Origin of the sequence: Rhizobium sp. Root482 (assembly GCF_001426565.1) — a bacterium.
Taxonomy (GTDB): domain Bacteria; phylum Pseudomonadota; class Alphaproteobacteria; order Rhizobiales; family Rhizobiaceae; genus Pararhizobium.
This window is the reverse complement of record NZ_LMFA01000016.1, coordinates 1-19,136: the sequence shown is the minus strand read 5'-3', so window position 1 is coordinate 19,136 and position 19,136 is coordinate 1. Positions and strand designations below refer to the sequence as shown.

At 59.2% G+C, this 19,136-nt stretch carries 15 protein-coding genes, 1 tRNA gene and 1 pseudogene; 2 read left to right on the top strand and 15 right to left on the bottom strand.

The features are described from left to right. From ASD31_RS25955 to rpsL, 4 genes are all read right to left on the bottom strand, one after another. On the bottom strand, nt 1–99 hold a 99-nt coding region (locus ASD31_RS25955), incomplete at its 3' end, for a GTP-binding protein (RefSeq protein ID WP_141681087.1). A 66-nt stretch (nt 100–165) separates the two neighbouring features. Beyond that, nucleotides 166–2,265, bottom strand: coding sequence for an elongation factor G (fusA, locus tag ASD31_RS12045; RefSeq protein ID WP_056333578.1), 2,100 nt, complete (start codon nt 2,263–2,265; stop codon nt 166–168). A 30-nt stretch (nt 2,266–2,295) separates the two neighbouring features. Continuing rightward, on the bottom strand, nt 2,296–2,766 hold the full coding sequence (gene rpsG, locus ASD31_RS12040) for a 30S ribosomal protein S7 (RefSeq protein WP_056333576.1): 471 nt from the start codon (nt 2,764–2,766) through the stop codon (nt 2,296–2,298). Between the two features lie 95 nt (nt 2,767–2,861). After that, nucleotides 2,862–3,233, bottom strand: coding sequence for a 30S ribosomal protein S12 (gene rpsL / locus ASD31_RS12035; RefSeq protein ID WP_003507760.1), 372 nt, complete (start codon nt 3,231–3,233; stop codon nt 2,862–2,864). 562 nt (nt 3,234–3,795) lie between these two features. Between rpsL and ASD31_RS12030 the strand changes: the two genes are divergently transcribed. Further along, the gene (locus ASD31_RS12030) at nt 3,796–4,092 is read left to right on the top strand and encodes a hypothetical protein (protein WP_056333573.1); all 297 of its coding nucleotides are present in this window, start codon (nt 3,796–3,798) and stop codon (nt 4,090–4,092) included. A gap of 125 nt (nt 4,093–4,217) precedes the next feature. Here the strand turns inward: ASD31_RS12030 and rpoC are convergent, their stop codons facing one another. From rpoC to ASD31_RS11985, 9 genes are all read right to left on the bottom strand, one after another. Then, nucleotides 4,218–8,426, bottom strand: coding sequence for a DNA-directed RNA polymerase subunit beta' (rpoC, locus tag ASD31_RS12025; RefSeq protein ID WP_056333570.1), 4,209 nt, complete (start codon nt 8,424–8,426; stop codon nt 4,218–4,220). Nucleotides 8,427–8,607: 181 nt separating this feature from the next. Continuing rightward, nucleotides 8,608–12,753, bottom strand: a complete 4,146-nt coding sequence (rpoB, locus tag ASD31_RS12020; protein WP_056333567.1) for a DNA-directed RNA polymerase subunit beta — start codon at nt 12,751–12,753, stop codon at nt 8,608–8,610. A gap of 263 nt (nt 12,754–13,016) precedes the next feature. Continuing rightward, on the bottom strand, nt 13,017–13,391 hold the full coding sequence (rplL, locus tag ASD31_RS12015) for a 50S ribosomal protein L7/L12 (RefSeq protein WP_056333564.1): 375 nt from the start codon (nt 13,389–13,391) through the stop codon (nt 13,017–13,019). Nucleotides 13,392–13,449: 58 nt separating this feature from the next. Further along, a complete protein-coding gene (rplJ, locus tag ASD31_RS12010) occupies nt 13,450–13,968 on the bottom strand; it encodes a 50S ribosomal protein L10 (protein ID WP_056333561.1) in 519 nt (172 codons plus the stop codon). 333 nt (nt 13,969–14,301) lie between these two features. Beyond that, nucleotides 14,302–15,000 (bottom strand): 50S ribosomal protein L1, encoded by a 699-nt coding sequence (gene rplA / locus ASD31_RS12005; RefSeq protein ID WP_056333558.1) that lies wholly within the window; start codon nt 14,998–15,000, stop codon nt 14,302–14,304. A gap of 4 nt (nt 15,001–15,004) precedes the next feature. Continuing rightward, on the bottom strand, nt 15,005–15,436 hold the full coding sequence (rplK, locus tag ASD31_RS12000; RefSeq protein WP_056333555.1) for a 50S ribosomal protein L11: 432 nt from the start codon (nt 15,434–15,436) through the stop codon (nt 15,005–15,007). Between the two features lie 270 nt (nt 15,437–15,706). After that, nucleotides 15,707–16,237: a transcription termination/antitermination protein NusG gene (nusG, locus tag ASD31_RS11995; RefSeq protein WP_056333581.1), complete on the bottom strand. Its 531-nt coding sequence runs from the start codon at nt 16,235–16,237 to the stop codon at nt 15,707–15,709. 16 nt (nt 16,238–16,253) lie between these two features. Further along, on the bottom strand, nt 16,254–16,454 hold the full coding sequence (secE, locus tag ASD31_RS11990; protein WP_056333551.1) for a preprotein translocase subunit SecE: 201 nt from the start codon (nt 16,452–16,454) through the stop codon (nt 16,254–16,256). A 195-nt stretch (nt 16,455–16,649) separates the two neighbouring features. Next, nucleotides 16,650–16,725: transfer RNA gene (locus ASD31_RS11985), tRNA-Trp, on the bottom strand. 252 nt (nt 16,726–16,977) lie between these two features. Between ASD31_RS11985 and ASD31_RS11980 the strand changes: the two genes are divergently transcribed. After that, nucleotides 16,978–17,784, top strand: a complete 807-nt coding sequence (locus ASD31_RS11980) for a hypothetical protein (RefSeq protein WP_156392627.1) — start codon at nt 16,978–16,980, stop codon at nt 17,782–17,784. A gap of 9 nt (nt 17,785–17,793) precedes the next feature. Here the strand turns inward: ASD31_RS11980 and ASD31_RS11975 are convergent, their stop codons facing one another. Beyond that, complete coding sequence (locus ASD31_RS11975) at nt 17,794–18,477, bottom strand: hypothetical protein (RefSeq protein ID WP_056333545.1); 684 nt, start codon at nt 18,475–18,477, stop codon at nt 17,794–17,796. A gap of 460 nt (nt 18,478–18,937) precedes the next feature. Further along, nucleotides 18,938–19,136, bottom strand: a pseudogene (tuf, locus tag ASD31_RS11970) (elongation factor Tu); the annotation flags it as partial.

Below are 19,136 nucleotides of genomic sequence, written 5' to 3'. Positions count from 1 at the left end.
CGTGATCGCAGCCGTCAGCGACGTCTTGCCATGGTCGACGTGCCCGATCGTGCCGATGTTTACATGCGGCTTGTTGCGTTCAAATTTGCTCTTTGCCATTTCCGGCTCTCCATTTTCTGTCCCCGCGAAGGGGAAATTCTCTTGTTTCTGTCAGATGGCGTCCGGTCACTTCTGACCGGAATACTTCGCCTGGATTTCCTGCGCCACGTTCGAAGGAACCGGCGAATAATGATCGAAGGTCATCGAATACTGGGCACGGCCCTGGCTCATCGAGCGCAGGTTGTCCACGTATTTGAACATGTTGGCCAGCGGGACATTCGCATTGATGACAACCGCCACGCCGCGCGATTCCTGGCCCTGGATCTGGCCACGACGCGAGTTCAGGTCGCCGATCACGTCGCCGACATAGTCTTCCGGCGTCACGACTTCGACCTTCATCATCGGCTCCAGCAGCTGGGCGCCGGCCTTCTTGGCTGCTTCACGGAAGCAGGCGCGCGAGGCGATTTCGAAAGCGAGAACCGAGGAGTCGACATCGTGGAAGGCGCCGTCGATGAGGGTCGCCTTGACGCCGAGCATCGGGAAGCCTGCGAGCGGGCCCGAAGAAAGAACGCTCTCGATGCCCTTCTGGACACCCGGGATGTATTCCTTCGGAACAGCACCACCGACGATCTTCGATTCGAACTTGAAGTCTTCGCCTTCAGGGTTCGGTTCGAAGATGATCTTGACGCGTGCGAACTGGCCGGTACCACCGGACTGCTTCTTGTGCGTGTAGTCTTCTTCATGCGTGCGCGTGATGGTTTCGCGATAGGCAACCTGCGGCGCGCCGACGGTGGCTTCTACCTTGAATTCGCGGCGCATGCGGTCGACGAGAATGTCGAGATGCAGTTCGCCCATGCCGGCGATGATCGTCTGGCCGGATTCCTCGTCGGTCTTGACGCGGAACGAAGGATCCTCGGCGGCCAGGCGGTTGAGCGCGAGGCCCATCTTTTCCTGGTCGTTCTTGGTCTTCGGCTCGATGGCGATCTGGATGACCGGCTCGGGGAATTCCATGCGTTCGAGAATGACCTGCTTCAGCGGATCGCAGAGCGTATCACCCGTGGTCGTGTCCTTGAGGCCGGCCAGAGCAACGATGTCGCCTGCGAAAGCTTCTTCGATGTCTTCACGCGAGTTGGAATGCATCTGCAGCATGCGGCCGACGCGCTCGCGCTTTTCCTTGACCGTGTTCATGACCGACGTGCCCTTTTCGAGCTTGCCGGAATAGATGCGGGCGAAGGTGAGCGAACCGACGAAGGGGTCGTTCATGATCTTAAAGGCAAGCATCGACAGCGGCTCTTCATCGGACGCATGGCGCTCGATGTCGGCCTCGGTCTTGACGTCGATACCCTTGATCGCCGGAATATCGGCCGGCGACGGCAGGTAATCGACGACGGCGTCGAGCAGCGGCTGAACGCCCTTGTTCTTGAAGGCCGTACCGCAGAACATCGGATGGAACTTGACGTCGATGGTGCCGCGGCGAACGAGCGCACGGATCTGGTCATTGTCCGGCATGATACCGTTCAGGTAGTTTTCCATCGCAGCTTCGTCGATATCGACGACGGTTTCGATGAGGAGTTCGCGGAACTCTTCCGCCTTTTCCTTCATGTCTTCCGGAATTTCGACGACATCCCACTGGGCGCCGAGCGATTCGTCGCGCCAGACCAGCGCGTTCATCTCGACCAGATCGATGACGCCCTTGAAGTCGCTTTCAGCACCGATCGGCAGCTGCATGACGACCGGGATCGCGCCGAGACGCGACCTGATCATATCGACCGAGCGATAGAAATCGGCGCCGGTCTTGTCCATCTTGTTGCAGAAGATCATCCGCGGGACGTGATATTTTTCAGCCTGACGCCAGACGGTTTCCGTCTGCGGCTCGACACCGGCATTGGCGTCGAGGAGCGCGATCGCGCCGTCGAGCACGCGCAGCGAACGCTCGACTTCAATGGTGAAGTCGACGTGGCCGGGGGTGTCGATGATGTTGAAGCGGCGAGCCTTGCCGTCGCGACCCTTCCAGAAGGTGGTCGTGGCAGCCGACGTGATGGTGATGCCGCGTTCCTGCTCCTGCTCCATCCAGTCCATGGTCGCAGCGCCGTCGTGCACTTCGCCAATCTTGTGCGACTTGCCCGTGTAATACAGAATCCGCTCGGTGGTCGTGGTCTTGCCGGCGTCGATATGCGCCATGATCCCGAAATTGCGGTAGTCTTCGATTTTATATTCGCGAGCCATAATGACTGCCTTTCGAAAATTGTTCGTCGATTACCAGCGGTAATGCGAGAAAGCGCGGTTGGCGTCGGCCATCTTGTGCGTGTCTTCGCGCTTCTTGACGGCGCTGCCACGATTGTTGGCGGCATCCATGAGTTCGCCGCAGAGGCGATCGATCATGGTGGTCTCGTTGCGCTTGCGGGCAGCAGCGATCAGCCAACGGATGGCGAGGGCCTGGCGGCGCTCGGGACGAACATCGACCGGAACCTGGTAGGTGGCACCACCAACGCGGCGCGAACGCACTTCGACATGCGGCGCGATATTGTCGAGGGCCGAATGGAACACGGCGACCGGCTCCTGCTTCAGCTTGCCCTGGACCAGATCGAAGGCACCGTAGACGATGTTTTCAGCAACCGACTTCTTACCATGAAGCATGATGGCGTTCATGAACTTGGTGACGACCAGATCGCCGAACTTCGGGTCCGGATTGATCTCGCGCTTTTCTGCACTGTGACGACGTGACATATTTTTGTCTCTCAAACTTGAACGGGCGCCTTAACACGCGGAGAACCTCGCGCAGCACCGAAATGATGTGATCCGAAATTACTTCGGACGCCCTATTACTTAGGACGCTTGGCACCGTATTTCGAACGGCGCTGCTTGCGGTTCTTGACACCCTGGGTATCGAGAACGCCGCGGATGATGTGATAGCGAACGCCCGGCAAGTCCTTGACGCGGCCGCCGCGGATCATCACCACGGAGTGTTCCTGAAGGTTGTGGCCTTCGCCCGGAATATAACCGATGACTTCGAAGCCGTTGGTCAGGCGAATCTTGGCAACCTTACGCAGAGCCGAGTTCGGCTTCTTCGGGGTCGTCGTGTAGACGCGGGTGCAGACGCCACGCTTCTGCGGGTTTTCCTGCAGCGCGGGAACCTTGTTGCGCTTTACCTGTGCCTGACGCGGCTTGCGGATCAGCTGGTTTACGGTAGGCATATAACCATCCCTTACAAATTCTGTCTCATTACCCTTGCGGGCGGATCAATGCCGTCTCCGGCGGTTTCGAACGCGTCACAAAATGCGCAAAACGAGGGCCGATCCGCTTTTCGGCAGATGGCCCCGCAAAAAAGCAGAGGACGCAGTATTTTCAGCGTCTTGCGTGCAGCATTATGGTCTTCAGCGTGCGTTTGGAGCCTTGTTTGAGGCGAACTCCGGAACGTGTCGTTCCAGACCAGCCAGCCTCACATGGGCTCCGATGCGGCGGGGTGTACTGATTTCAGGCTCCGTCGTCAAGGGGAGTTAACAAATAATCTTGGCTCCGCAGGGCTGGCATGCCTGCAAAACAAGGCTTTCGCGCCCTCGCCCGGCGGTCTTGGCGGTTGCGGGCACAGGACTGGATAGCCCAGCGCCGGAATCACGGTGCGATTCCATCTCGGCTCCCAGACCTCAGGGAATCGCCATCTCCCCTGCGAATTCCTCGCCAACTGCGATTTTTAACACGCACCACGCGGCAATAGGCTGTAAACTCGCTTCATGTCTTTCGAAAGAGGAAACAGCCATGAATGCCATCCCGGACAATGACAACAATGATGACGGACCGATGATCTTCATCATCATCGGCAAGGCCTATGAAAAGGATGGCGATGACGAAGGCGTGGACATTCACGTCATGCTGCGCGCGCCCGACGACGACACCGCCGTGCGCGAGGCGCTCAATGCACTCGCCGAGGAAGGTTTTCTCGAAGCCGACCTCGACCAGATCGGCACGCTCGACGACATCCCTGACGAGGAACCGCATGCCTCCGCCTACCAGGGCGCGCTGACCGGCGAAGTGGCGATCATCAAGTTTGGATAGGACGAAGGCTGCACGCATCTTGTGCGCCGCCCTGCCCCCATGAAATGCCAAAGCCGCCCGAATTGCTCCGGGCGGCTTTTTGATTGGCGTTGGAAGGGCGGAAGAACCACCCTCGCCTTTCAGCCTTATTCGGCCGGCGCTTCTTCCATTGCCGCCATGTCGGCGAGCATCGGGGTCGCGGTGTCCGCACCGGTGCCCTTGCGGCGCTCTTCGAGAATCATCTCGTCGCGCGCCGTGGCGATGCGGCGGATCTGAGTCATGGTGCCGCCGGTACCAGCCGGGATCAGGCGGCCGACGATGACGTTTTCCTTCAAGCCCTGCAGACCGTCGGTCTTGCCGGCGATCGCAGCTTCCGTCAGCACCTTGGTCGTTTCCTGGAAGGAAGCGGCCGAGATGAAGGACGGCGTCTGCAGCGATGCCTTGGTGATGCCGAGCAGAACCGGATCGCCGTAAGCCGGCTTCTTGCCCTGTTCGATCAGCTGATCGTTGACATCTTCCAGTTCGATGCGATCGACACTGTCGCCGACAATATAGGTCGAGTCACCGGCGTCGGTCACTTCCACCTTCTGCAGCATCTGGCGAACGATCACCTCGATGTGCTTGTCGTTGATGACAACGCCCTGCAGACGGTAGACTTCCTGGATTTCGTTGACCAGGTAGGAAGCGAGTGCCTCCACGCCCTTGATCGCCAGGATGTCGTGCGGTGCCGGGTTACCGTCGAGGATGTAGTCACCCTTTTCGATATAGTCGCCATCCTGAAGATGGAAGGGCTTGCCCTTCGGGATCAGGTATTCGACCGGCTCGACACCGTCTTCCGCAGGTTCGATCAGAACGCGGCGCTTGTTCTTGTAGTCGCGGCCGAAGCGGATCGTACCATCGATTTCGGCGATGATCGCGTGATCCTTCGGACGGCGCGCTTCGAAGAGTTCGGCAACGCGCGGCAGACCACCGGTGATGTCCTTCGTCTTGGCGCTTTCCAGCGGCGAACGTGCAAGCACGTCACCCTGGCTGACCTTGGTTCCCGGCTCAACCGACAGGATGGCGTCGACCGAGAGCATGAAGCGGGCTTCGCCACCACGGGCAAGCTTGGCAACGGCGCCATTCTTGTCCTTGATGATGATGGCCGGCTTCAGGTCGATACCGCGCGGCGTCGAACGCCAATCGATGACCTGACGCTTGGTGATGCCGGTCGCTTCGTCGGTCGCTTCCAGAACGGAGATACCGTCGACGATATCCTCGAAATGAACCGTGCCTTCGACTTCCGTCATCATCGGACGCGTATAGGGGTCCCACTCGGCCAGACGCTGGCCGCGCTTCACCTTGTCGCCGTCATCGACATAGATCTTCGAACCATAGGCAACGCGCTGCGAGGAGCGCTCGACACCACGTTCGTCGAGGATCTGGACAGCCATGTTGCGGCCCATGGCAACGAGAATGTTGTCGGAGTTGCGCAGCATGTTGCGGTTCTTGATCTGGACAGTGCCCTCATAGGAGGCTTCCAGGAACGACTGGTCGACCACGGTGGCGGTACCGCCAAGGTGGAAGGTACGCATGGTCAGCTGGGTGCCCGGCTCGCCGATCGACTGCGCGGCGATGACGCCGACAGCCTCGCCCATGTTGACGGGCGTTCCGCGTGCAAGATCGCGACCATAGCAGACGCCGCAGACGCCGGTCTGGATTTCGCACGTCAGTGCCGAGCGAATCCGGATCGACTGGATACCGGCCTTCTCGATTTCGACGACATCGGCCTCAAGAATCATCCGGCCGGCATCGACGATGCGCTCACCGGTGACCGGATGGTCGATATTGTCGAGTGCGGTACGGCCGAGAACGCGGGCGCCGATGGAGGCAACCACCTGGCCGGCATCGACGATGGCGGTCATGGTGAGGCCGGCTTCGGTGCCGCAATCCACGGAGTTGACGATGCAATCCTGCGCGACGTCGACGAGACGGCGGGTCAGGTAACCGGAGTTGGCGGTCTTCAGGGCGGTATCTGCAAGGCCCTTACGGGCGCCGTGGGTCGAGTTGAAGTACTCGTTAACGGTCAGGCCTTCCTTGAAGTTCGAGATGATCGGCGTCTCGATGATTTCGCCCGAGGGCTTGGCCATCAGGCCGCGCATGCCGCCCAGCTGGCGCATCTGGTTCGGAGAACCACGAGCACCCGAGTGCGACATCATGTAGATCGAGTTCATCGGCTTCTGACGGCCGTTGTCGTCGAACTCCACCGCCTTGATGCGGGCCATCATTTCGTCGGCGACCTTTTCGGTCGCCTTGCCCCAGGCGTCGACAACCTTGTTGTACTTTTCGCCCTGGGTGATCAGACCGTCATTGTACTGCTGTTCGTATTCCTTCACCAGGGATTCGGTGTCACCGACGATCTTCACCTTGGTGTCCGGAATGACCATGTCGTCCTTGCCGAACGAAATGCCGGCGCGGCAGGCATGGCTGAAGCCGAGCTGCATGATGCGGTCGCAGAAAATGACCGTGTCCTTCTGGCCGCAGTGACGGTAGACCGTGTCGATCATCTTGGAGATGTTCTTCTTGGTCAGTTCCTGGTTGCAGACGTCGAAGGGCACATTGACGTTCTTCGGCAGAAGTTCGCCGATGAGCATGCGGCCCGGCGTGGTTTCGAAAATCTTCGAAACAGGCTTGCCTTCGGCATCGATCGTCTTGAAACGGCCGCGAACCTTGGAGTGCAGCGTCACCGTCTTGGTTTCGAGCGCATGATGCAACTCGCCCAGGTCGGAGAAGGCCATGTTTTCGCCCGGCTCGTTCTGGTTCATGATCGACAGATAGTAGAGACCGAGAACCATGTCCTGCGAGGGAACGATGATCGGGGCGCCGTTTGCCGGGTGCAGGATGTTGTTGGTCGACATCATCAGGACGCGCGCTTCCAGCTGCGCTTCAAGCGACAGCGGAACGTGGACGGCCATCTGGTCGCCGTCGAAGTCGGCGTTGAAGGCCGTGCAGACGAGCGGATGCAGCTGGATCGCCTTGCCTTCGACCAGGATCGGTTCGAAGGCCTGGATGCCCAGGCGGTGCAGTGTCGGCGCACGGTTGAGGAGCACCGGATGCTCGCGGATCACCTCGTCGAGGATATCCCAGACTTCCGGCTTTTCCTTCTCGACCAGCTTCTTCGCCTGCTTGACGGTCGAGGAGTAACCCTTGGCGTCGAGGCGGGCATAGATGAACGGCTTGAACAGTTCGAGCGCCATCTTCTTCGGCAGGCCGCACTGGTGCAGCTTCAGTTCCGGACCGGTCACAATGACCGAACGGCCGGAATAATCGACGCGCTTGCCGAGCAGGTTCTGGCGGAAGCGACCCTGCTTGCCCTTGAGCATGTCGGACAGCGACTTCAGCGGACGCTTGTTGGCGCCGGTGATGACGCGGCCGCGACGGCCGTTGTCGAACAGCGCGTCAACGGATTCCTGGAGCATGCGCTTTTCGTTGCGGATGATGATGCCCGGCGCGCGAAGCTCGATCAGGCGCTTCAGGCGGTTGTTGCGGTTGATGACGCGACGATAGAGATCGTTGAGGTCGGACGTCGCGAAACGGCCGCCATCCAGCGGAACCAGCGGACGCAGGTCCGGCGGGATGACCGGAACGACCTTCATGATCATCCATTCCGGACGGTTTCCCGAATCCATGAAGTTCTCGACGATCTTCAGGCGCTTCATCAGCTTCTTCTGCTTCAGCTCGGACGACGTTTCGGCCATCTCCGCGCGCAGATCGCCGGCGATCTTCTCGAGATTCATCGAGGCGAGCATCTCGTAGATGGCTTCGGCACCGATCATCGCAGTGAACTGATCCTCGCCGAACTCGTCGACGGCGATCATGTACTCCTCTTCCGAGAGGAGCTGATTTTCCTTCAGGGACGTCAGGCCCGGCTCGGTGACGATGTAGTTCTCGAAATAGAGGACGCGTTCGATATCCTTCAGCGTCATGTCGAGCAGCGTGGCGATGCGGCTCGGCAGGGACTTCAGGAACCAGATATGGGCGACCGGCGCTGCAAGCTCGATATGACCCATGCGCTCGCGGCGAACGCGCGACAACGTCACTTCGACGCCGCACTTTTCGCAGATGATGCCCTTGTACTTCATGCGCTTGTACTTGCCGCACAGGCACTCATAGTCCTTGATGGGCCCGAAGATACGCGCGCAGAAAAGGCCGTCGCGTTCCGGCTTGAACGTACGGTAGTTGATGGTTTCCGGCTTTTTGATCTCACCGTAGGACCAGGAGAGAATCTTCTCCGGCGACGCAATCGAAATCCGGATGGAATCGAAGGTCTGCGCAGGCACCTGCGGATTGAAAAGGTTCATGACCTCTTGGTTCATGCCTATCTCCTTTATGGGCTATCGCCCTGAGCTTGGCAGAGAGCGCGGCAAATCCCGGGCGCCGGCTTCTGCACGAAACGGATAAAACCGCATGAAATGCGGCCGCATTTCCTACCGATCTCGCCATGCGGGCTCGGTGGAAACGGTGCGCGCCGCCTGAGCGGCACGCACCTTGATGTTTTTATTCGGCCGCGTCCGGCAGTTGCTCGTTTGCCGCGTTGAGTTCATCGAGCTTGGAATTTTCCAGCTCGACCGAGAGACCCAGCGAACGCATTTCCTTGACGAGAACGTTGAAGCTCTCCGGAATACCGGCCTCGAAGGTGTCGTCGCCGCGGACGATCGCTTCGTAGACCTTGGTACGGCCGGCCACGTCGTCGGACTTCACCGTCAGCATTTCCTGCAGGGTGTAGGCGGCGCCATAGGCTTCCAGCGCCCAGACTTCCATTTCCCCGAAGCGCTGACCGCCGAACTGCGCCTTGCCGCCCAGCGGCTGCTGGGTCACGAGCGAGTAAGGACCGATCGAACGGGCATGGATCTTGTCGTCGACAAGGTGGTTCAGCTTCAGCATGTAGATGTAGCCGACCGTCACCTGACGGTCGAACTGGTCGCCGGTGCGGCCATCATACAGCGTCGACTGGCCGGTGACCTTGAGGCCCGCCTGTTCCAGCATCTCGTTGACGTCGGCTTCCACCGCGCCGTCGAAGACCGGCGTCGCGATCGACACGCCGCGGCGGGTCTGCTCGGCCAGACGAACGATCGAGTCGTCGTCATAGTCCTTGATCGGCTCGCCCTTCGGACCGGAGCCGATGACGCTGTCGATGGTATCGCGCAGCGGCTGGATGTCCTCGCCCGCCTTATAGGCATCGAGCATGGCACCGATCTTCTTGCCCATGCCGGCGCAGGCCCAACCCAGATGGGTTTCGAGGATCTGACCGACATTCATGCGCGAAGGCACGCCGAGCGGGTTCAGAACCACGTCGACATGGGTGCCGTCTTCGAGGAACGGCATGTCCTCGACCGGCACGATGCGGGAAACCACACCCTTGTTGCCGTGACGGCCGGCCATCTTGTCGCCCGGCTGGATCTTGCGCTTCACGGCGACGAAGACCTTGACCATCTTCATGACGCCCGGAGGCATTTCATCGCCGCGCTGGACCTTTTCGACCTTGTCCATGAAGCGATGCTCGAGCAGCGACTTGGATTCGTCGTACTGGCCGCGGAGTGCCTCGACTTCGCCCTGAGCCTTCTCGTCCTCGACGGCGAACATCCACCACTGCGAGCGGGGATATTCGGAGATGACGGCGTTCGAAAGCTCGGTGCCCTTCTTGAAGCCCTTCGGGCCGGCAACAGCAACGTGACCACGCAGCATGTCGAGAAGGCGCGAGTAGACGTTACGATCAAGGATCGCCTGTTCGTCGTCGCGGTCCTTTGCGAGACGTTCGATCTCTTCCCGTTCGATCGCCATTGCGCGTTCGTCTTTTTCAACGCCGTGGCGGTTGAAGACGCGAACTTCGACGATGGTGCCGAAGGTGCCCGGAGGCATGCGCATGGACGTATCGCGGACGTCGGAAGCCTTTTCACCGAAGATGGCGCGCAGAAGCTTTTCTTCCGGCGTCATCGGGCTTTCGCCCTTCGGGGTAATCTTGCCGACCAGGATGTCGCCAGGCGCAACTTCCGCGCCGATATAGACGATACCGGCTTCGTCGAGGTTCTTCAGCGCTTCTTCCGAAACATTCGGAATGTCGCGGGTGATTTCCTCAGGCCCAAGCTTGGTGTCGCGCGCCATCACTTCGAATTCCTCGATGTGGATGGAGGTGAACACGTCGTCGGACACGATGCGCTCGGAGAGCAGGATCGAGTCTTCGTAGTTGTAGCCGTTCCAGGGCATGAACGCGACGAGCGCGTTGCGGCCGAGCGCCAGGTCGCCGAGATCGGTCGAGGGACCGTCGGCGATGATGTCACCCTTGTTCAGAATGTCACCGACGGTCACCAGCGGACGCTGGTTGACGCAGGTGTTCTGGTTGGAGCGCTGGAACTTCTGCAGGCGGTAGATATCGACGCCGGACTTGCCGGCTTCGAGGTCTTCTGTGGCGCGGATAACGATACGCGTCGCATCGACCTGGTCGACCACGCCGGCGCGACGAGCACCGATGGCAGCACCGGAATCGCGAGCGACGACCGGCTCCATGCCGGTACCGACGAAGGGCGCTTCGGCACGCAGCAGAGGCACGGCCTGACGCTGCATGTTGGAGCCCATCAGCGCGCGGTTGGCGTCGTCGTTCTCAAGGAACGGGATGAGCGCCGCGGCGACCGAGACGAGCTGCTTGGGCGAAACGTCCATCAGGTTGACGATATCGCGCGGGGCGAGCATGACGTCACCGGCATGACGGCAAACGACGAATTCTTCCACGAACGACTGGTCCGCGTTGAGTTCGGAGTTGGCCTGCGCCACGTGATACTTGGCTTCTTCCATGGCCGACAGATAGACGACGTCCTTGGTCACCTTGCCATCGACGATCTTGCGGTACGGGCTTTCGATGAAGCCATACTTGTTGACGCGGGCGAAGGTTGCCAGCGAGTTGATCAGACCGATATTCGGGCCTTCCGGCGTTTCGATCGGGCAGATACGGCCATAATGGGTCGGGTGAACGTCACGGACTTCGAAGCCCGCGCGCTCGCGCGTCAGACCGCCCGGTCCAAGGGCCGAAAGACGGCGCTTGTGGGTGATTTCCGACAGCGGATTGACCTGGTCCATGAACTGCGACAGCTGCGAGGAACCGAAGAACTCGCGAACGGCGGCAGCCGCCGGCTTGGCGTTGATCAGGTCTTGCGGCATGACGGTGTCGATCTCGATCGACGACATGCGTTCCTTGATCGCACGTTCCATGCGCAGAAGGCCGAGGCGGTACTGATTTTCCATCAGTTCGCCGACCGAGCGCACACGGCGGTTGCCGAGATTGTCGATGTCGTCGATTTCGCCCTTGCCGTCGCGCAGGTCGACCAGCATCTTGACCACGGCCAGGATGTCTTCCTTACGCAGGATGCGGACCGTATCGGCGGCATCGAGATCAAGGCGCATGTTCATCTTGACGCGGCCAACGGCGGAGAGGTCGTAACGCTCCGCATCGAAGAACAGCGTGTTGAACATGGCTTCGGCCGAATCCATGGTCGGCGGCTCGCCCGGGCGCATGACGCGGTAGATGTCGAACAGCGCGTCCTGGCGGTTCTCGTTCTTGTCCACGGCAAGCGTGTTGCGGATATAGGCACCGACATTGATATGGTCGATGTCGAGAACCGGGATTTCGTCGAAACCGGACCCGAGGATGACGGCAAGCGTCTTCTCGTCGATCTCGTCGCCGGCTTCCAGGAAGATTTCACCCGTGGACGGATTGACCAGATCTTCGGCAAGGAAGTTGCCGTAGAGTTCGTCGTCGGTCGCCTTGATGGCCTTCAGGCCCTTTTCCGTCAGCGTCTTCAACAGGCGCGGCGTCAGCTTCTTGCCGGATTCGACCACGACTTCGCCGGTGTCGGCGTCGATCAGGTCGGAAAGCGCCTTCTGGCCCTTCAGCACGTCCGGCTGGAAGGGAATACGCCAGCCCTCGCCGTCGCGCTGGTAGAGCGACTTCGTGTAGAAGGTGTCGAGGATTTCCTCGCCGTCCATGCCGAGCGCCATCAGGAGCGAGGTCACGGGGATCTTGCGGCGGCGGTCGATACGCGCATGGACCACGTCCTTAGCATCGAATTCGATGTCGAGCCAGGAACCGCGATAGGGAATGACGCGCGCAGCAAACAGAAGCTTGCCGGAGGAATGGCTCTTGCCCTTGTCGTGGTCGAAGAACACGCCCGGCGAACGGTGCATCTGCGAGACGATGACGCGCTCGGTGCCGTTGACGATGAACGTGCCGTTATTGGTCATGAGCGGCATGTCGCCCATGTAGACGTTCTGTTCCTTGATGTCCTTGATGGACTTCGCGCCCGTATCCTCGTCGATATCGAACACGATGAGGCGCAGCGTCACCTTGAGCGGTGCCGCATAGGTCAGGTCGCGCTGGCGGCATTCCTCGACGTCGAACTTCGGCTGTTCGAATTCGTAGGAAACGAATTCGAGCATCGAAGCGCCGGAGAAATCCGTGATCGGGAAAACGGACTTGAAAACGGACTGAAGCCCCTCATCCGGACGGCCGCCCTGCGGCTCGTCGACCATGAGGAACTGGTCGTAGGACGCCTTCTGAACCTCGATGAGGTTCGGCATCTCCGCGACTTCTGGAATTTTACCAAAAAACTTGCGTACGCGCCTGCGACCGTTAAACGAAAGGGTCTGAGCCATCGTCGCTCCTTCAAAAATTGCACCCGGGCCTGCAACAGACGGTGACCGCTGGCCAGTCGGCTCCGTCAATCATGGATCGCTCAATCTCGTCCATCCCCCAAAAACGCTTAGCACGGATTGCTGTGGCGCCCTTGGTTCGAGACCATCCTCTTGAGAACCCATTACCCAAAAGCCGTTTTCAATAGGCTTTTGGGTAATACGTTCAGAAAGCGGTTAAAGAGAGGCGGCCATTGCTAGCCACCCCTCCTTGAATGCAAGCAGGATTACTTGACGTCGACCTTGGCGCCAGCGTCTTCCAGCTTCTTCTTGAGATCAGCGGCTTCAGCCTTGGACACGCCTTCCTTGACGGCCTTCGGAGCAGCTTCAACGAGGTCCTTGGCTTCCTTCAGGCCGAGGCCCGTGATAGCGCGAACTTCCTTGATGACGTTGATCTTGTTTGCGCCGGCATCAGCGAGGATGACGTCGAATTCCGTCTTTTCTTCTTCAGCCGGAGCAGCAGCAGCGCCGCCAGCGGCGGCAGCAGCCACCGGAGCAGCAGCCGAAACGCCCCACTTTTCTTCAAGAAGCTTCGACAGTTCTGCAGCTTCCAGAACGGTCAGCGAGGACAGGTCGTCTACGATCTTTGCGAGATCAGCCATGTTTTAGTTCCTTTTGTTCGGTTCGAACTTGGTTAGATATAAACAACGAAAAACCGCCTTATGCGGCTTCGTCCTTCTTGGCGTAGGCCGCGAACACGCGGGCAAGCTGGCTTGCCGGTGCCGCAACAACCGATGCGATGCGCGTTGCCGGGGTCTGAATCATACCCAGCAGCTTTGCACGCAGCTCGTCCAGCGACGGCAGGGTCGCAAGCGACTTGACTGCATCCGCGGTGAGCGTGGTTGCGCCCATGGCGCCGCCCAGAACAACGATCTTGTCGTTGGTCTTGGCGAAATCCATGACGACCTTGGGAGCCGTGATGGGATCGGCGCTGAATGCTACCAGCGTCTGTCCCTTGAAGAGATTGGTCATCCCTTCGGCTTCCGTACCCTGAAGGGCGATCTTGGCCAGGCGGTTCTTCGCGACTTTGACGGTGCCGCCAGCAGCGCGCATCTTGGAACGGAAGTCGTTCATCTGTGCGACCGTGACACCGGCATAGTGGGCCACGACAACCGAACCGGCGCCCTTGAAGGACTCGTTCAGCTCCGTGACGAATTCGCGTTTTTCCGCTCTTTCCACTGCCTATCTCCAGTTGACAGGACTACAAGACGCAGCCCCGTCGGTTTGCCTTTGCCACTTGGGATCAGAAGCGATCCCAAGCAACGCTCGAGGATCCTGTCCCCTGCGCGTTCCCGTAGAACGGGTCCGGCACAAGGCAAGCCGAGGTTCGAACCGAATTTCCACGCTTGCGCGCGTCAAATGAAATTCGGGACTCACCCATCTCATGCAGGCTTAAGTGATTAAGGGATAACCACCTGCAATCTCGGACAGGAGTTCCGGGTTTGATCCCGGAATTTCCGGCCCCGAAAGGCCGGAAATCTGTGACCGGACCAAAGGCCCGGATAAACCTGATCAGGCGACGCTGACCGTCGACGGGTCGATCTTGACGCCCGGACCCATGGTCGAGGAAATCGCCACGCGCTTGACGTAGTTGCCCTTGGCGCCAGCCGGCTTTGCCTTGATGACGGCATCAGCGAAGGCGCGGATGTTTTCTTCAAGAGCAGCAGCGGCGAAGGAGGCCTTGCCGATGCCGGCATGGACGATGCCAGCCTTCTCGACGCGGAACTCTACAGCGCCGCCCTTCGATGCCTTGACGGCACCGGCGACGTCCATGGTAACGGTTCCGACCTTCGGGTTCGGCATCATGCCGCGCGGGCCGAGAACCTTGCCGAGACGGCCGACGAGCGGCATCATGTCCGGGGTTGCGATGCAACGATCGAAATCGATCTTGCCGCCCTGAACGATCTCGACGAGATCTTCAGCGCCGACGATGTCCGCACCGGCAGCCTTGGCTTCGTCAGCCTTGGCGCCACGAGCGAACACGGCAACGCGAACGTCGCGGCCGGTGCCGTTCGGCAGGTTGACGACACCACGGACCATCTGGTCGGCATGGCGCGGATCGACGCCGAGGTTCATCGCCACTTCGATGGTCTCGTCGAACTTGGCGATCGCCCGTTCCTTGACGAGGGAAATGGCCTCCGACAGCGCAACGAGCTTTGTCGGATCGATGCCCTCGCGGGTCTTCTTTACGCGTTTTGCAAGCTTTGCCATGATCTTAGCCCACCACTTCCAGACCCATGGCGCGGGCGGAGCCCTCGACCATGGTCATTGCGCCTTCGATATCAGCCGCATTCAGGTCCTTCATCTTGGCTTCAGCGATCGACTTGATCTGAGCCTTGGTGAGCTTGCCTGCCGCCGCGCCCTTGCCCGGGGTCTTCGAACCCGAGGTGAGCTTCGCTTCCTTCTTCAGGAAGTAGGTCACCGGCGGCTGCTTCATGATGAAGGTGAAGGACTTGTCCTGGTAATAGGTGATGACGACCGGGATCGGCATGCCCTTTTCCATTTCCTGAGTCGCTGCGTTGAACGACTTGCAGAATTCCATGATGTTAATGCCACGCTGACCAAGCGCCGGGCCGATCGGCGGGGACGGGTTTGCCGATCCTGCCTTGACCTGAAGCTTGAGCTGGCCTGCAACTTTCTTAGCCATTTCTCTCTGCCTTTACGGTTTCCCCGGCATCAACATTCGCCAGACGACGAACAGGAACCGGGAATTTTACGGCCGGTCTCCCGGCCCTTCATGCCACCTCTTGAGAGATGGCGGCTGCGGTTGCGTGGTACGGACATTCGCTCCGGCTAAGAGCGGCTTCCTTCCACGCGGTGCGGGTTACCCCGCCCTTGCCGGAAACATGCGCCCCGGCAAAATCGAATGAAAGCCGCGCGACCCGATCCCTGGATCCGGCGCAGCAGCTTTCTAAACTTAGACTTTCTCGACCTGAGAATATTCGAGATCGACCGGCGTCGCGCGGCCGAAGATCGAAACCTCGACCTTGAGACGCGAACGCTCCTCATCGACGTCCTGAACCGTGCCGTTGAACGAGGCAAACGGCCCATCGGAGACGCGCACCTGCTCGCCGATCTCGAACGAGATCGAAGGCTTCGGACGATCCACACCATCCTGGACCTGACCGAGAATACGGTCGGCTTCGAAATCCGGAATCGGCACCGGCTTGTTGTCGGAACCGAGGAAGCCGGTCACCTTCGGCGTGTTCTTGATGAGGTGATAGGCCTCATCCGTCAGGTTGGCGCGCACAAGCACATAGCCCGGAAAGAACTTGCGCTCGGCATCCACCTTGCGGCCGCGGCGAACCTCGACGACTTTTTCCGTGGGAACAAGAATCTTTTCAAACAGATGGTCGAGACCCTTCTGCTTGGCTTTTTCCTCAATCGATTCAGCGACCTTCTTCTCGAAGTTCGAGTAGGCGTGAACGATGTACCAACGCGCTGCCATATTCATCCCTACCCGTTCAAACGCCAACATTCAGGACGAGGCCAATCAGCCAGCCCATCAGTTGATCCGCAGCAAAGAAGAAGACAGCCGCCAGGAAGACCATGACGAAGACCATCAGCGTCGAGATCATCGTCTCGCGCCGTGAAGGCCATGTCACTTTCGCCGTCTCGGAGCGCACCTGCTGCAGAAACGTAAATGGATTTGTTTTGGATGCCATTGAATGCTCACGCCTTAACGGCCCGTAAAGCTGACGATCAGCCCCACGCGCCGCGTGTCTGTTTGAACCCTACATAAAGACCGAATCTATAAATCACAAGAGGTCAACGGTCTTTTTGCCAAATTAGCCGGAGAAGGCAAGCCCTCTCCCTCGTCCTGCTTCGCCACGATGTTTCGTTCGACGTGACGGATCGAATGGCAGGGGCAACAGGGCTCGAACCTGTGGCCTGCGGTTTTGGAGACCGCCGCTCTACCAACTGAGCTATACCCCTAGACCGGCGTTCCACATGCCAAGGCACATGGCGTCGCATCAGGTCTGCGGCTTATTATTCAGTTTGACCGAGGATGACAAGCGTCTTTCCGTGGAAAAATGAAAAGATTGGGAGAGGCCCCTCTCCTCGCCCGACAAACACGGCTTCCAGCGCCCGATCCAATCGGTTACGATCTTTCGAAGGCGGGATGACGTACGGGCGGACATCGTTTAATGCCGTCATCACTCCAACATCCCTGGGACAGCACTAAACATGTCTATGCAAGCCGAAGAATTTGAAGCGTTCCTGTCCGGCTACGACAAGGTCGCGCTGATTGCCAACAGTGAGGCGGTTGATATCGAGGCCATCCAGGCAGGCCTGCCTGAAAAGACCCTGTACGTTTTTTTCACCGGCTGCGCCAAGGTGCTGCACCGACCATTTATAGGAGACGCCGTACTTTGCCACCGCCTGGTGGGCGACGGCTCCAAGTTCTTGAAGTCTCAGAAACATTTCGACAGAGCGCACAGCCTGCTTGCGAACGGGTTGAAAGCGGAGATCGGCGTCCTTGCCGGTCGCGGTATGGAGGACGGCGCGCCCGCCATGGCTTCACCGCGCCAGAGCCCGCTGGTCCGTTATACCCTCGATTTCGACTACGATTTTGGAGCGCTCTATCCCCAGGGCCGCAAGCCGACCACGGGCTTTGCCATTGCGATTTGGCTGGCCGAGAAAATTCCCCACGCGAATATCATATTGTGCGGCTTCACCGGTGTCGCTGGTCTGCAATTCAACATGTACATGGAACATGACTGGACCTTCGAGCAGATCATGCTGCAGCTCTTCGTCAAGAAGGGCCGCATCAGCCGTTTCGGTGACGGATCCGACACTGCTGCCGGGTCATTTTCTCGTATCCAGGCACACTTCCCCGAATTCGGGGAAGCTGCGATCGCCCTGGTCGCGACCAATGTTCTTGCCAACCGTTATACCGGCATGGAGCGACAGGTTGCGAAGCTCTGGTCGAGAACCAAGCTCGAGCGCCGCATCCGCGGCTTTTTCAAGCGCTTCAAAACCTTCGGGCACTGACACCAGCAATCAGCGCTGCGCCACATAGAGAACGCGGTCGCGCGCGGCAAACCATTCGCCGGCGTAGTCGCAGTCCTTGTATTCCTCGAAATAAGGCCCGCCATCGGTGAAGTGGACCAGATCGGCGTCCGGATTGTGATCATATTCGTTCACAAGCCAGTTCCAGGTCTGCGGCAACCCGCCGATCAGATCGTCCTTTTCCAGCCATTTGAACTGATGCAGTTGCAGGCCCGTCGCCGTATTGACGAAATCGGGCGTCAGCGCCCGGCATTTGGCATTGTTGAAGAGAATGACGCTGGACCAGTTCTTCTTCTCGTATTTCGTCTGCGTCTGTCCGAGAAACTTGGTCTCGACCTTTGGCGTATAGTCGTGCTTGACGCACATCGCCGCATAGCGGTCATCCCGCAAATCCCAGAGTTTGGCGATGTCGGTGCGCATGAGCATGTCGCAATCGGCGAAAAGGCTCCAGCCCTCGTAGCCGCTGAGATAGGGCACGAGGAAGCGCGAAAACGAAAACTCCGTCGATTGAAGCTGGTTGCGTTCGCGGGTGAAGATGCCGCCAAGATGGGAAAGCGATATCGGCAGGAACTCGACCGGGATCGAACTGTTCTCCAGAATACTTTGGCAAAAAACGTGATAGGCAATAACTTCCTTGCTATCGAACCCGATGAAAACCCGCGCATTATCTGCCATATTTCCTCCTGAATATCTTCTGTCGATGTTTTTTGACGACTTACCAATCACTGGATTGCAGCGTCCCCGATAAAACCCGTTTCAGTGCATCTTCTTTCCGCTTTTACATAATTCAATCCGTCAAAGGTCAAGACGTGCCCCCTGCACGGACCATTTATTTTCACCGGGGCGTCCACTCAGTCCAAGCTGCATCGCGCGCTGCCAAGTTTTGCGACACTGGCCGGCGGCGCATCGATGCCAGTCCCGACAATGTCCGGCGCCCTACATAGCAAAAGCCCCGCTGTTGCCAACGGGGCTTTGCCAAATCACTCGAGGAAACGGCGCGATGAAACACCGTTTCCTTAGCGTCGATTACTCGACGATGGATGCAACGATGCCGGCGCCGCGTGCAAATCGCGCTTGCGCGCCATTTGCACATTCCTGTCGCCGTCGGCAGCTTTCGCCACCGTCTTATCGATTGTTATTCAACAATCGATGCAACGATGCCGGCGCCGACGGTACGGCCGCCTTCGCGGATGGCGAAGCGCAGCTTTTCTTCCATGGCGATCGGCACGATCAGTTCGACGGCAACGGTGACGTTGTCGCCGGGCATGACCATTTCCGTGCCTTCCGGAAGCGACACGATGCCGGTCACGTCGGTGGTGCGGAAGTAGAACTGC